Annotated in this window: 14 protein-coding genes; 3 read left to right on the plus strand and 11 right to left on the minus strand. The window is 38.9% G+C overall.

Annotation, left to right across the window (positions count from 1 at the left end; genetic code table 11):
* Positions 1-133: 133 nt before the first annotated feature.
* From HUE98_RS08960 to HUE98_RS08990, 7 genes are all read right to left on the minus strand, one after another.
* Positions 134-457, minus strand: coding sequence for a DUF3784 domain-containing protein (locus HUE98_RS08960; protein WP_241420320.1), 324 nt, complete (start codon positions 455-457; stop codon positions 134-136).
* A complete protein-coding gene (locus HUE98_RS08965) occupies positions 458-2,026 on the minus strand; it encodes a hypothetical protein (protein WP_241420321.1) in 1,569 nt (522 codons plus the stop codon).
* Positions 2,023-2,904 (minus strand): ABC transporter ATP-binding protein, encoded by an 882-nt coding sequence (locus tag HUE98_RS08970; protein ID WP_241420322.1) that lies wholly within the window; start codon positions 2,902-2,904, stop codon positions 2,023-2,025. The genes HUE98_RS08965 and HUE98_RS08970 overlap by 4 nt, the downstream gene beginning before the upstream one ends.
* A gap of 163 nt (positions 2,905-3,067) precedes the next feature.
* The gene (locus HUE98_RS08975; protein WP_241420323.1) at positions 3,068-3,868 is read right to left on the minus strand and encodes a hypothetical protein; all 801 of its coding nucleotides are present in this window, start codon (positions 3,866-3,868) and stop codon (positions 3,068-3,070) included.
* A 65-nt stretch (positions 3,869-3,933) separates the two neighbouring features.
* The gene (locus HUE98_RS08980) at positions 3,934-4,803 is read right to left on the minus strand and encodes an MBL fold metallo-hydrolase (RefSeq protein ID WP_241420324.1); all 870 of its coding nucleotides are present in this window, start codon (positions 4,801-4,803) and stop codon (positions 3,934-3,936) included.
* Between the two features lie 474 nt (positions 4,804-5,277).
* The gene (locus HUE98_RS08985; protein ID WP_241420325.1) at positions 5,278-6,099 is read right to left on the minus strand and encodes an alpha/beta hydrolase family protein; all 822 of its coding nucleotides are present in this window, start codon (positions 6,097-6,099) and stop codon (positions 5,278-5,280) included.
* Positions 6,100-6,312: 213 nt separating this feature from the next.
* On the minus strand, positions 6,313-7,017 hold the full coding sequence (locus HUE98_RS08990) for a hypothetical protein (RefSeq protein WP_241420326.1): 705 nt from the start codon (positions 7,015-7,017) through the stop codon (positions 6,313-6,315).
* A 535-nt stretch (positions 7,018-7,552) separates the two neighbouring features.
* On the opposite strand from HUE98_RS08990, the gene HUE98_RS08995 reads away from it, so the two are divergent.
* Entirely contained in the window at positions 7,553-8,644 is a 1,092-nt protein-coding gene (locus tag HUE98_RS08995) for a trigger factor (RefSeq protein ID WP_241420327.1), read from the plus strand.
* 266 nt (positions 8,645-8,910) lie between these two features.
* The gene (locus HUE98_RS09000; RefSeq protein ID WP_241420328.1) at positions 8,911-10,272 is read left to right on the plus strand and encodes a citrate/2-methylcitrate synthase; all 1,362 of its coding nucleotides are present in this window, start codon (positions 8,911-8,913) and stop codon (positions 10,270-10,272) included.
* Between the two features lie 66 nt (positions 10,273-10,338).
* Here HUE98_RS09000 and HUE98_RS09005 read toward each other — a convergent pair whose 3' ends face one another.
* The 4 genes from HUE98_RS09005 to HUE98_RS09020 form a co-directional block, all read right to left on the minus strand.
* Complete coding sequence (locus tag HUE98_RS09005) at positions 10,339-11,064, minus strand: ABC transporter permease (protein ID WP_241420329.1); 726 nt, start codon at positions 11,062-11,064, stop codon at positions 10,339-10,341.
* Between the two features lie 18 nt (positions 11,065-11,082).
* Positions 11,083-12,018 carry an ABC transporter ATP-binding protein gene (locus tag HUE98_RS09010; RefSeq protein WP_241420330.1) on the minus strand — a complete coding sequence of 312 codons (936 nt, stop codon included), beginning with the start codon at positions 12,016-12,018 and terminating at the stop codon, positions 11,083-11,085.
* 193 nt (positions 12,019-12,211) lie between these two features.
* On the minus strand, positions 12,212-12,460 hold the full coding sequence (locus tag HUE98_RS09015; RefSeq protein ID WP_241420331.1) for a TetR/AcrR family transcriptional regulator: 249 nt from the start codon (positions 12,458-12,460) through the stop codon (positions 12,212-12,214).
* A 207-nt stretch (positions 12,461-12,667) separates the two neighbouring features.
* Positions 12,668-12,856 carry a hypothetical protein gene (locus tag HUE98_RS09020; protein ID WP_241420332.1) on the minus strand — a complete coding sequence of 63 codons (189 nt, stop codon included), beginning with the start codon at positions 12,854-12,856 and terminating at the stop codon, positions 12,668-12,670.
* A gap of 412 nt (positions 12,857-13,268) precedes the next feature.
* On the opposite strand from HUE98_RS09020, the gene HUE98_RS09025 reads away from it, so the two are divergent.
* Complete coding sequence (locus HUE98_RS09025; RefSeq protein WP_407080313.1) at positions 13,269-14,561, plus strand: amidase; 1,293 nt, start codon at positions 13,269-13,271, stop codon at positions 14,559-14,561.
* Positions 14,562-14,742: the final 181 nt, after the last annotated feature.

A 14,742-nucleotide genomic window follows, 5' to 3' on the forward strand; every position in this document is an offset into this window, starting at 1 on the left:
TAGAAAAATCGTAACGGAGTATTTACAAAAAAAGAAAAAGCCAGGGATTACCTGACGTTGTTTGATAAATACAATAAATAACTTCCCCCCAATTATAAAACTAAAACGGGTATACAAGATGAAAAAAATCCTATTATTTATCTTTCGTATCGCTTTTCATATAACGATTACCAGTATTCGCATAAATAAGGAATACTATAGCTGCCAGCACAAACAATATCCAGCTTACTGATATTAGCCAATTTGTATTAAAAAATTCTCCCAATGAACCTATAAGCATAACGGCTCCCAGAATAAATAGAAAATTACCTACGCCATTACACAGGGAGGCAGTATCATATTTTTCCTTTTCTTTCTTGGGGGATGTATTATATCCTGCGATAAGCCAGGTCCATTTTGTATACTTAATCAGGATTCCCAGCAGGATTAGTGAAATGAAAATAAGAAGATGAATCATTTATACCACTCCTATCTGACGAATGCGGGCCAGCACTGCTGCAGCAAATAGTAGCAGTGCCGCAGTCAGGTGAAACAAAGGGGAAACCGGCGCCAGGGCCTGTCCTGACAATCCAATAAAGTCTAAATAGGGTACGCCGTTCATCAGTCCGAAATACCAGAAAAAGGCAACATAGATTACTTCAAAAAGTTTGCTGCCTTTACTGATCACCCCCAGAGCTAAAGCTAGAGAGGTTACGAAGGCGGCCCCAATGATAATATTGGGAAGATATTCCCAATAACCCGTAATGGCCAAACGCAGTATTACCCCTCCTGCCGTAACAGCTGCTACGGCAAATCCTGCCAGCCAGATGGCCGGCAGCTGCCGGTTGATTATTCGTGGAGTCGAAAAAATAATTTCTTCTGTTCCGGAGTTATCCTCACGACATCCCATATTTGACCAAATCAGCACCGGCCAAATCCAGGTCAGGGAGAGTAAGAGGGCTATGTCCCCTATCTCCTGCGAAACTAAAGCAGCAGTAAAAAGGCCGGCAGCCACAATGTACCACCACCAGCGTAATCCTTTAAGCATCAAGCGTAGTTCCATCATCATCAGCCGTGCAAAACTAAACCCTCTTACTGCAGTGGTGAGACTGTCAGTATTTAATTCAGCAAATGCAGGAGCAGATATGTGTTGAGTGGTTTTCTGTTTATTTTTAAGCCGTACTAACGGTTTTTTTTCCCGGGAGGAATCGAACCGGCTAAAAAGCAAAGCAGAAAAGGACAGGATGAGCATTGCCGCCCCAATCCAAAACAGTCGTTCTAAAAGCATAGATGCTGTCCAATCAATACCCTGCCAGGGGAAATTACCGGCTTTTTCACCAATTCCCAACAATATTACACTGCTGCCAGGTACTCCTGTGTAGGCAGCGGCATCTGCTTGAACTTTAGGCAGTACCATATTTAAACCAAACAGGTCAAAAGACTGTTGATCTGCCGACAAAACTATGGCATTAAGCCATAAGAAAAAATAGACGACGTTGCCAAACCCCCTGCGCAGCCAGAAGACACTTTCAAAGAGCACTGCTGCGGCGGATACTACTGCCATGACCGGAAGGGTAAGGTAAACAAATGGCGATAGTAGAGGCCAAAGCTCCAGTTGGTAACTCTCTCCCCGGATGAACTGCATGGCCAATGCCGAGAGAACTATTACAGCCATACCAAATATTAGAACCAGAAAATTGCTGAGAAATTTTCCTGTTATATAATTCAGCCTGCTCAGAGTTGTGGTGGCAATAATCTGTCCTACTCCTGTTTCCAGATCCCGGGTAATAGTATTTTTTACAATATAAAAACCAGGTAAGGAATAAAATACTGCAGTGAGCATGGCCACCATCATCCCTATCCAGGCAGAGTTATAGATTCCGCGATAGCCGGAAAAACGCATCACATTATAGGCTGCTTCATCTACGGGAACAAGCAGGTAAGAAGCCAAAATGGTGGCACCTAAAACCATAAGAAAGCTGTACCTTCTTATGCGCTCCAGAAAATCTGCCCTGGCCAGGTGGTATAAGGTAATAAAAGGGCTCATGCCTCTTTTCCTCCTTGATCCCTGGTATAGAAGATATATGCATCTTCCAGTTTAGGAATTGCTTCGGCAGCGCTGCTTCCGGGGGATGAATCATTTATCAGCCTGACGTGGATTCCGTCACTGCGTCGGGTTATCTGGGTAATTAAGTGTTTTTCCTTTACTCCCGCAAGTTCAGAAGCCGGTATCAACCATTCCCAGACCTTGCCCTCTACCAGTCCCAGCAGTTCTTCCGGAGACGAAAATGAGAGCAGCCTTCCTCTTTTAATAATAGCTATATCTGTGGCCACAGTTTCTACATCAGGGACGATATGCGTGGACAATATTACGATTCTTTCTCCGCTCAGATCCGACAGCAGGTTTCGGAAGCGCAGCCTCTCTTCCGGATCAAGTCCGGTGGTGGGTTCGTCCACCATTAGCAGACGGGGATCGTTTAGCAGTGCCTGGGCGATGCCCACTCGCTGTTTTAACCCTCCGGAATAGCCCCCCATAGCCCGCTTACATACTCCGGTTAAGTTTAACAGCTCAATGAGTTCCGTGACCCGTTTACGTGAGTTTTTTGGCTCGAGGCCTTTCATCGCAGCCATGTATTCTAAAAATTCTATGGCGTTTAGGTTTGGATAGATCCCAAAATCCTGTGGCAGGTAGCCTAAATCTGCCCGGACAGCATCTGGTTTTTTTACTATATCGGTCCCATTCCAGAAAACAAACCCGGAAGTAGGTTTTGTAATGGTAGCAACAATACGCATCAGTGTAGATTTACCGGACCCGTTAGGGCCCAACAGGCCCAATACCCCCGGACTCAGCTTCAGGCTGAAATCCTGCAGTCCCCAAACCTTTCCTTTGTACTGTTTACTGACATTATTTATAAGGAGTTCCATAACATTATGCTCCTCCCTCATACCTAATGGTTTCTTTAAAATAACATTGAACGCAACAGGGGATATCTTTCTTCATTCCAAACAAATTGATCATTTACAACAGCAATAATATCACAGAGATATGGTGACTCCAATGCCATTACCATCCCTTGAGAAATGTGTGTTATCCTTCAATAGCATTCATAAAGTTGAAGACGATATCATTATCTTCAAAAGAAAGGTAACTGCCTGTATCATCCATGAGCATATTATAAAAATCTATGGTTTCTATTGGAAACTTTATATGATCCCCGGGAATAATTGATAATTTTATTAAGTTTTTATCAAGATGTATTTTAATTTTTATTAAACTGGTTTTTTTTCTGGCATAAAATTCAAATATTGAATACAGGATATCTTCTATAGCTTCCCTGTCAGCATTTATTGCAGGTTCTACCAGACCCAGATTATTAATTATTATTATTTCCGGAGTAAAGGCCACCAGGGGTTTATGAGATAATCTCTGAATCAGTGTCCGGGTAAAACATGTTTCATCTTCAATACCTGCAGGTATTGAAGATGAAACATGTTTCTGATTATTTACATATTCCACCATATCCTTTGTCAGGTGAACAAGATTAAAGGGTGGCGGGCTTTTAAAAATATTTCCTCCTACCGTACTTAAATATGAATTAATTAAGCGTTGGCATAACCTCAAATAGTATTTATCAATTATATCTGTAAGTAATTCCGCTTGAAATATTTTTTTCAGACGGGAAACAAATTCTAGACCTTTTAGAAAAAAAGCAGGATCGGGCAGTCCTGTATTATTAAAATTCCGGGCAAAACGGCTGAAATCTGATATATAAACGTCAATGGTATGACTATCAATTAATCCTTGTACTTTCATAGCCGCAGCGTTTTCTCCCAATTCATTTAAATAATATTCTATTCTGTGCAGTCTCCCGGCTATAGCGGCAAACATGACCTCGCTCTTTTTTAATAAAATATTAGAAGCATGGATTAATTTTTTCTTTCTTTCGTTATCAATTAATTTAATATCTTCAAAATTTTTAGATAAGAAATTTTTTTCTCTATTATTGATAGTGCTTGAGTTTTATTAATGATTGGACCGTGTCCTGATACAATAGCATCAATAAATTCTTCCTGGAGCAAATAGTTAAATAGAGCCCATACTGAATGTTTTAAATCTTTAAGGGACCAGCCAATAGTCCCGGCTATCCCCATATTGGCGGCAAAAAGTATATCGCCTGTAATTAAAACATTTTCGACCCGAAAACAAGTGCTGTCCGGTGAATGCCCTGGAGTACTAAGACATTCTATGACTATATCACCGACGATCAACTGGTAACTGCTTATTTCAATTTCCTTTAAGACAGAAGTCTTTTTGTATATTAATTGATTATTACTGCAGCAGATATCTATTTCTACATTTAACCCGGACCCGGATATCTCCGAAATATCCGGCAAGATTATATCAGGTATATAAGATGGAATCTTGAAATCCAAAAAATCTTCTAGCAATACATTACGGTTTATTACCACTGCGAAAATATCTGCGCAAACCTGGTTCATTATAGTCTTAAACTTAATTTTCTTCTGTTGAAAAAGTCTAAATAAATTATAAGAGTGATCAATATGACAATGGGTTAACAAAACGTATACCGGGGAATTGTTATAATTATAATGTCCAATAATCTCTTCAATATATTCCGCTTGACTTTGTAATCCACCGGGGTCAATAATAACAATTTGTTCTGGAGATTTTATTATAACACAATTGGAGTTAATAATATTTACCCTGCCGGTTAATATAAAACACGTTATACTTTCTTCATCTATATCTTCTGTTTGCAAAAATAAATGTTCTTTATGCAGATTTATTTCTACCATTTTCATAGTTATCTTAATTCTCCTTTTAAAGCAGCGAAAGGTGGTAACAATATTTCCTGCAAAGCAAGCAAAACAATAAGTCCAATAATAATAATATTTTCATATTTTATTCTCTTTATAGTATAAAAAATGGGACAAGGGGACTGTCCTGGCTTGTCCCGCCTGTCCCATTTTTTTTTACCTGAATTTAACGTAACATTTACATTAAATTAAACTAATTATTATACAATTTAATTATTCAGTAACCCACAACAAGTAAGTAACTTTTTAAAGGAGCTAATTACCATGCTAAATTATCTGGCAGCTGCATTGTTTTTTATCTTAACATTTGGAATGGGTTATTTTAATTATATACAAAGTCAAATAAATGCAAAAAATTGGATTGATAAAATTAAAGCCCCAAAATAATTTTTACTCAATATTTTACATATTGTGGGATATTAAATCATGGTTAAGTTGTATATATACTACCAACCTCCATCACATGGATTCGTTTATTTGATCCACAAATCCTAAAATCTCTTCCAATACTTCCGTACCTTGTTGGTCTTGCAGCATGTCTGTACCATGAGCTTTTCCTGAAAAAATCTTAATTTCTTTGGGTTCATTTGCTAAAACGAAGAATTCTTCGGCACTGATTACAGCAGCGTTATCTCCTTCGCTAGCCAAAATGAGTTTAGGAGCCTTAATCTGAAAGACCTCATCTTTGGCACTCAACCCCCGAAAATCAGTAGGTGCGGAGATAGCAACCACACCTGCTGCAGGTCGTTGAGCTGCCACCTTCATAGATGCCGTCCCTCCCATACTGGCCCCTATGAGAACAACCTTATCAATGCCCTTTCCCTTCATAAAGTTCCAGGCAGCATCTACATCTCTATGTATTAGTGCAATCTCCTTTTCCCCCTCAGAATTTCCGTATCCTCGAAAGTCAAAGGTAAGAACCTGGTATCCCTTAGATGCCAGAATAACGGCCACATCATACCAGCTGCTCTGGTCGCTGGGAAACATATGGGCCAGAATAACCCCTGTTTCTCCTTTTCCAAACAGCATTCCATGAATAGTGAGGCCATCGTCGGTAATAAAAGTTACATCCTCAGGCTCAGTAGATACTTCCGTATTCTCTTCTTCCTTTTTTTCTTCTTCAGCTTTCGTTTCCTCTTTTACTTCTTCTATTATTTCTTCATTTGTCTCATCAATGATGTTTTGGGGTTCCATAATAGCTTCATCCGTGTTTGAGCAGCCTAAAACAAGAAAACTCGTGATGATAATAATCAGGAATATGGTTAAATGGTTCTTTTTCATCAAATTCCCTCCCCAAAATAATTTAACTTTTGTAAAAACTCTTAAAAACTTTTTGGTATCAATAATTTTCTGCCCATCACCCCCTCGTTTTTTTAACAACTGCTAAAGGTCTGAGCTTTATCTAGAGAAAGAAAAAATTGCTGTGATATTGATATCAACTAAGATAAGCTCAAGCTCCTCTGACTCCGGTATATAACCCTTATAAACGTTTCCTCATACAAATCTACAGTTTTGTACTCTCTCCGGGCAATCCCCACACTTGAGGTTAGCATTGGAAAGTTCAGAAAAACGTTCAGGATACTTGTAGTGCAGGTATTCCCATTGTATAAATATTACTAATGACATGACTAACAGGCTGTACGTCCAAAAAGAAAAAATAAAAATGAAGGGTGAAAAAATCATAAAATGACTCCAGTTATATATTCGACAAGCATTACAGCACTTATTTCTCACAATCCAGGCTCGAAAAGGACACCAAACATTTATGCAAAATTCATCACTAAAATAAAAGAAAACAGCAATCAAATGAATCGAAATCAAATCTATAATCCTGGCAAAATAAAAAATCCCTATTAAAAAGAGCAGAGTCAACCAGAAAAACCCAGCCCAGCCTGCCCGGCGGTTATATTTTTTTGTATATTCCAGAACTTCCTTTTTATCATAAGGCACCTTTTTTTCACGAAAATGTCTAGCAAAAATCTTCCCGCAGGAGATATGGCGGTTATATTTAGGTAATAAAATTTGAAGCATTTCCAGCATGAGCAGCAGCCATATCACATGATAAACCTTAACGTCCCCCAGACGATAATTAATTATCTCCGTAAGCATCTCCAAATTAAACATATACAGATAAAGAATTACCAAAAATACTATTGTACGAAAAATAAATTTTCTTCGTATTGGTTTCCTTTCAATCAAAATTTACTCCTCCCGACCTACGGTTCCATTATAACTATTATTATATCACCGTTAAGGCAGGCAATTTTCTTTTTTTTTTTTTTTTAAGTTTCAACTTTCTGAGCTGTAGATTCAACAGCACTAAAGATGCAGCCTGATGCGTTGTCCATTGCCCCCAAGTTATAGTGAGTACATAACAGGACCATTTTTTCATTCTGCCCCCTGTCCCTCATCCCACCAAAATACTAGAAAAATGTTGTCAAATAATACAATCGTTGCCGCAAAAAATAACAGCTTTCTTATGTTTTAAGTTGATTGTTGTCAAATGCAACATTATTTACGCAAACTAATGGGTATCTTGACGTACAGATCGGTTATTTTAGTTTCATTAATTTTTTTTTAACCATTCACAATATCTTCACTTTTTCATGACTTTCCTAGTGTATAATCAAAAGTGTATAATTAAAAGTGTATAATTAAAAGAGCGACTTCTCACTTGAACAGTTACAACTGAACCTGAATAAATCAAACAATATGAATTAATGGAGGTTAAAAAATGAAAAAAATGAAAAAAATAAAAGCAATATTTAAACTTATGCTCTACATTACCCTTGCGCTATTCACTTATGTAGGCTGCTCTACCAATGAAACGTTTACCTACAGTCATGGCATCGATGAAAATGGCTTTTGGAAAGATATTACAGCACTTGATTATGTAGAACTGTGTGAGTATATGGGAATATCGATACCAAGAGATATTCATGAGATTTCGGATGAATCTGTTCAAACAGAAGTTAACAAGATTTTAGCTGATTTCACCCATGAGAAGCAAGTAAAAGATCGTGCTGTAGTAGATGGTGACACTGTCAATATCGATTATGTCGGTAGCGTTGATGGCGTAAATTTTGATGGAGGCAGCACTCATGGTTTAGGCACAGAGGTTACCATCGGAGTTACAAACTATATTGATGGCTTCTTTGAACAGCTTATTCAGCGTTCTCCCGGTGAATCATTTGATATTGAGGTGACGTTCCCTGAGGATTATGGCAATGAAGAAATTAATGGAAAGGACGCTGTGTTTAAAGTAACGCTTAACTATATCGTTGAAATGACCACACCCGAATTGACCGACGATTTTGTTGCAGAAAACTTATCGTTATATTACGGCTTTGACACTGCTGCAGAGATGGAAACATATGTTAAGAACAGCTTACAAAGTTCAGCCATATTATTCTATGTACAGGAATACATTTTTGAGAATACGGCTATTACATCTCTTCCCAAAAGCCTTTTGGAGTATCAGGAAAATTCGCTGATCTACTACTATCAGGATTATGCGGATTATAACGACATGGATTTTGAGGAATTTCTGATTACTTATATGGGCGTATCAACCACTGAAGAGCTGCTTAAAGAATACCTTGATAATAATACAGAAACTGCTAAGTTCAACCTTATCATGCAGGCTATTGCTGAAGATGCCAGCATTTCCGTCAATGATGATGATGTGGTGGCACATTTCACAGAGTTTGTAGGGGCACAGGATTACTCGGAGTTAGAGGAATATTACGGCATGCCTTATCTTAAGTTAATGGTTCTCCATCAGTCAGTTCTGGATTATCTCGAAGATAACATCGTTATGGATTAACCTGATACCCTTCCTGTAGGTATATGAGGAGGAAGCCATTCCCGCCGGAAGGGTTGAATGGTAATGTTCTCAATGAAAAGATTCTCAGAACATTAAACAAACAAAAATCTCAATATATTGGGTGTAGTTGTCAATAAATTTTTCTAAAAAAAGCGGAGTTTTTCCTGCAATGCTTTTTATAGAAATTTGTTTCCAGTGTGGCAGGGTAGAAATATCAGTGTTATAATCAAAGAGTATATGTAATAAAAAAAGGGGTGAAGGAATTAATGAGCAACCGTTTTTCTCAGATAACACCCGAATTATTAGAACTTTCAGATTTGTGTGAAAGAAATAGTAAAATTGATCCTGCGCTTTATGATCGATACGATGTAAAAAGAGGCCTTCGTGATATAAGTGGAAAAGGTGTGCTGGCTGGTTTGACGGAGATTTCCGAGATTGTCTCCTCCAAAAATATTGATGGAAAAGAACATCCTTGCGAAGGTAAACTTTATTATAGGGGTATTGATGTTGAAAATATCGTGGAAGGGTTTCTAAGAGAAGACCGCTTCGGATTTGAAGAGGTAGCCTATTTATTAATGTTCGGTCAGCTGCCCGATGCCCAGAAGTTGATCAATTTTACCCGGCTATTGGACAAATATCGTTCGCTGCCCACTAACTTCGTCCGCGATATCATCATGAAGGCTCCCAGTCAGGATATGATGAATACACTGGCTCGCAGCGTGTTGACAATGTATTCCTACGATGATTACGCCGATGACATTTCTTTACCTAACGTATTGCGACAGTCGCTGCAGTTGTTGGCCCTGTTCCCTTTACTGGCCGTGTATGGGTACCAGGCTTATTGTCACTACCATGATAACAAGAGCCTCTATATTCATGCTCCAAAACCTGAACTGTCCACAGCGGAGAATATTCTGCACATACTAAGGTTAGACAGCCAGTATACATCATTGGAAGCCAAGATACTTGACTTGGCCCTGGTACTGCATGCTGAGCACGGTGGCGGAAATAATTCTAGTTTTACAACTCATGTGGTTACTTCCTCAGGAACAGACACTTATTCCACAATTACGGCGGCACTTGGGTCACTGAAAGGGCCAAGGCACGGTGGTGCCAACATTAAAGTGGGACAAATGTTTGAGGATATGAAAGCGAATATTAAAGATTGGACCAATGAGTCCAGTGTGGCAGACTATCTCACCAGATTGTTAAATAAACAGGCATTTGATCGTTGTGGACTGATTTACGGGATGGGACATGCTGTATACTCCCTGTCTGACCCCCGTGCAAATGTGTTAAAAAGATTCGTAGAGAGCCTTTCAAAAGAGAAAAATCGTATCGAAGAATTCCAGCTTTACTCGTTGGTAGAAAGACTGGCCCCGGAAATTATCGGGAGGGAACGGCGTATTTACAAAGGAGTCAGTGCAAATGTTGACTTTTACAGCGGTTTTGTATACAATATGCTGGATCTGCCGCTGCAATTATACACGCCCTTGTTTGCCATTGCCCGCATTTCCGGATGGTCAGCTCATCGCTTAGAAGAAATTGTAAATTCCGGCAAAATGATTCGACCTGCTTATAAGGCGGTTTCAGCGTGTCAAAAATATATTCCGTTGGAAGCTCGTTAAGGGGGACAGGAGGAGGACAAGTTCCCCCTGTCCTCCTTCTGTCTTAGTAACTGTCCCACTCTGGTGCTATCCTTCCATCTGAAGTTTAATAACTCCACCTATAAGAAGCAGCAGTCCAATTACACTCATCCAAAGGAGAGGTGTTAAGAGAGATGAAAGGCTTACGCCTACGGTTAAAATCTCTTTTAACGTATTGGCTGCCCAGCTTTGGGGAGATATGGAAGCAATAACTCTGATGATAGTGTTTGAATTATCTATGGGGAAAAAAACTCCCCCCAACATGGTTCCAATCATGACTACGGCCATAGCCACCGCCTGAATCTGACCTTGGCTCTTTAAAAAACCAGCTAAAAAAAGTCCAAGTCCTGTCATGGTAAAGATATATACTATTAATACAACAACCATTTCAAGGTATCCCTGGTTCCAGGGCGCACCGAAAAGATATTTACTGGAAAGCAGCAAAACCGCTGACTGCATTATAGCCATCATGAATAGTTTGATGAAGTATCCCGCCATTATGTTCCAGTATGAGGTGGAACTGGCTAAAATTCTATGCCATGTGCCATTTTGTTTTTCCTCCAGGATATATCCCCCTGCTGAAGTAATGATGTTTAAGGCTACAAACATGACCAAAACTCCCAGTGCAGCCATTTCATACATTCCACCTTCTACAGGAAGGAAACTCATGACCCAAGTCATCATTATTGGAAGCCCTATTAGAAACATAATATATACAGGGTCTGCTAACATCTGACGAATCCCAACTGATACAATCGCTATTGTTTTTTTCATGATATTCTCCCCCTTCGTTTAATCTCGCAAAGCTTTTCCGGTTAGCTTTAAAAATAAGCTTTCCAGGTTAGGCTTATGGATTTTAATTTCAGAAACAATCCCTCCATGGCCAACAATTGTTTCAAAGGCCAGAGGTAAAATCTTCTCTGCATTGGATGTAATAATTTTTAACTTTTCGTTTAATGAAAAGGCCTTTTCAACTCCCGGCAGGGTTTGAATAGTGTTTTGAATTTCTTCAGAGAAGCTGTTCATGTTTATAGTCAGTTCCTGGTATTCAGAACCCCGTTTTAGTAGTTCAGCCAATGTGCCCTCCGAAATTATCTGCCCATTATCCATTATAGCAACACGGTCACAGAGATACTCAACTTCTTCAACATAGTGGCTGGTATAGATAACGGTTATATCCCTCTCCCTAAGGTGTTTTACTGTTTCCAGTATGTGGTTTCTTGATTGAGGGTCAATTCCTACCGTAGGCTCATCCATGATCAGCAGCCTGGGACTATGAATAAGTCCTGCCGCTATATTTAGCCTTCGTTTCATACCTCCTGAATATTTACTAATTTTTCCATCTGCTCTGTCTTCAAGGCCTACAACCTTAAGAACTTCATCGATGGCTTTTTCCAACTCATTGGAAGTAAGGCCATTAATAGTCCCCCAGAAACCAAGATTTGCCTTAGCGGAAAGCATTGGATAAAGGGCCGGTTCCTGAGGAACAATACCAATCAATTTTTTGGCTTTAGCTCCATCTTTAGCCACATCCCAATTATCGACCATAATCTTTCCAGAATTTGCTTTTAGTAAACCACAGATTAAGGAAAGAGTAGTTGATTTCCCTGCACCGTTTGGACCAAGAAGACCAAAAATTTCTCCCTCCTGGACAGAGAAGCTAGCACCATTGACAGCCTGCCTTGAACCAAAAGCTTTTTTTAAATCCTTTACCTCCAGTAACGCCATAATTCACACCCCCATTTTTTTTTGTTTAAAATGTTCAAATACTCCGCTGTAACCCCACAATTGGTTAATCTTGATTTTTTTGGGATTATCTCCTCCCTGTGCATTATTGGTTCCCCAGATTTAAACGCCTCCCCTGCATTCTTAAGGTACCGTAGAATAGCTTGATCAGAGTTTGAACCGAAGGCGTCCGAGTTTACCAACACCGTGGAATATGTTCGGTATATTTACGCTGCTGGAATTCCTTAAGAAGTCCCCGGGCTTTTATCCGAAGAACCTTTTGCAGCTCCTCCACAGACTTCACGTAGGAGTAAATAGGCATGGTTGATGATCCAATTTTTTTAGCAATAGCTCGGGTGGAAACCGCATCCCAACCCTGTTCCTGAATTAGCTGAAAGTCAGCCTCAATAATTTGGGAATAGGAATACACACTGGGTTGAATCATAAAACCACCTCCGACATAACTCTTGTTATTCTTTATAACATAAGTTTTAAAATAAAACTTATGTTATAAAGAATAACTACTGTTATTGTATATAACACCAGTTATAATGTCAAGGGTTTTTAAAGATTTTTTTTTATAATTAAAAAGACCCCACATATTATTGTAATGTAGGGTCTTTTTATGGCTCTAAAAAATAAAAATATGTTGTTACCAGGGAACTTTCCCGGTAATTTTATAGCGTATTAATTGAGTAATCATAAATAAAGAACTACCTATAACCACAAAACGCCATACTCCAATGTCATTCACACTTTCGTATCCAAGCACTCGTGCAAGAGCAAAAACAGCTATCATAGCAATTACCCAATCTAGAAATACTCCCCATAATTTTAACAAAAAGTGACACCTCCAATAGTTATAATTAGATTTCTCTCATTACCGTGGCACCATTTTTTATCAATTCATTAGCTAATTTGTGTGCTAATGCCCTCCGTAAGAGGTGAATATTTCTGTAATCGGAGGAGTTTTTTGGGTTATGGTATAACCAGCGGCTCAACTGTAAACGCTAACCTTGCAGCATATTTTTACATACTTTCACGGCATATTATATCACTTATCTATTTATTTGACTAAAAAACTAGTAATTAAACAACGCAAATATTAATTAATTGAAGGATAGTGATTAAATGATGACAGATATTTGCTGGAGCAGTGGTTTGGATATTGTCCGGTTAATTAAAAATAAAAAGGTCTCCCCCGTTGAAGTACTGGAATGTTATCTTGAGACAATTAAAAAAAAAATCTCCAAATCAATGCTGTGGTCACCTTTATGGAGGATTCAGCAAGGGATCAGGCAAAAAAAGCGGAGGAAAGTGTAAATAAAAGGGAACAGCTGGGACTCCTTCATGGAATTCCTGTAACTTTAAAAGACAATATTTATACCCAGGGTGTTCGGACTACTTTTGGGTCAAAATTATATGAAAATTTTGTACCTGATAGCGATGCTGTCTTGGTTGCACGGTTAAAAAGAGCCGGTGCAATAATTCTGGGTAAAACCAACATGCCTGAGTTTGGCCTGCTCCCCATAACTGACAATCTCATTTTTGGTTCAACTCAAAATCCTTGGGATCATAAAAAAACCAGCGGAGGCTCCAGTGGGGGCTCCGCTGCAGCAGTGGCTGCAGGATTATGTCCCATTTCCATAGGAAATGATACAGGCGGGTCTCTCCGTATCCCTGCCAGTCTTTGTGGGGTTTATGGGTTTAAACCTTCTTTTGGACGTGTTCCGATATATCCCAGGCTGCCGGGATGGGATTCATTAATTCACGAAGGTCCAATAACCAGGACAGTAGCAGATGCCGCCCTTACGCTGGAGGTATTAGCTGGTCCAGATGAACGGGATCGTTTAAGTCTACCGGCAGGTACAACTGATTATTTGTCTACTTTAAACAAGGGAGTAAAAGGGCTTACTGCAGCTTACAGCCATGATTTAGGTTATGCTATCGTAGACCCTGAAATTAAGAGCATAGTTTATAAAGCAGCACTTACCTTTGAAAGCCTTGGCTGTAAAGTTGAAGAAATAAAACCAAATCTTCCTGATATGTTAAAGGCCCTGGAAACCATTACTATAACCAACATGATTACTGCTAATGAGCAGCAATTAAATAAATGGAAAGAAGTAGCCTATCCAGCTAATCAATATATTTTTGATAAAATATTTGATATTGCCAATAAAGACCTTGTTAGGGACCAATTTGTAAGAGAACAAGTTCTTTGGGAGAAAGTAAGAAAGATTTTTGATGAATATGACCTGCTTATAACCCCTACCAGCGCTGTAACTGCTTTTGACTCAGGTGAAGGAGGGCCTATTGGCCCTACAATCATTGATAACAAAGAGGTGTCAGAGTTTTCTTGGACCTCTTTAACAGATCCATTTAATTTTACCGGACAGCCTGCAGCTTCTATTCCCTGTGGCTTTACCAAAAGTGGACTTCCTGTTGGATTACAGATTATAGGCAGGCGATATAGTGACCATTTAGTACTTCAAGCTTCTGCAGCGTTTGAAGAAGCAATCCTCCAGGTAGAAACTAACAATAATTAACGAAAAAAAGTAGAAAATGTACTAAAATATTATCCCATAATAACAAAAAACCGACCCTAATAAATCTTGTCGGTGATGCTGTTTATCTACATCTGGACAAAGGTGTCTAGGTAGAATTCATATTATCGCTTTCCTAAAAAATCTATTATTTTTAATACTTAAATGATTATATTTTTATTAT

Origin of the sequence: Candidatus Contubernalis alkalaceticus, assembly GCF_022558445.1 — a bacterium.
GTDB lineage: Bacteria > Bacillota > Dethiobacteria > SKNC01 > SKNC01 > Contubernalis > Contubernalis alkaliaceticus.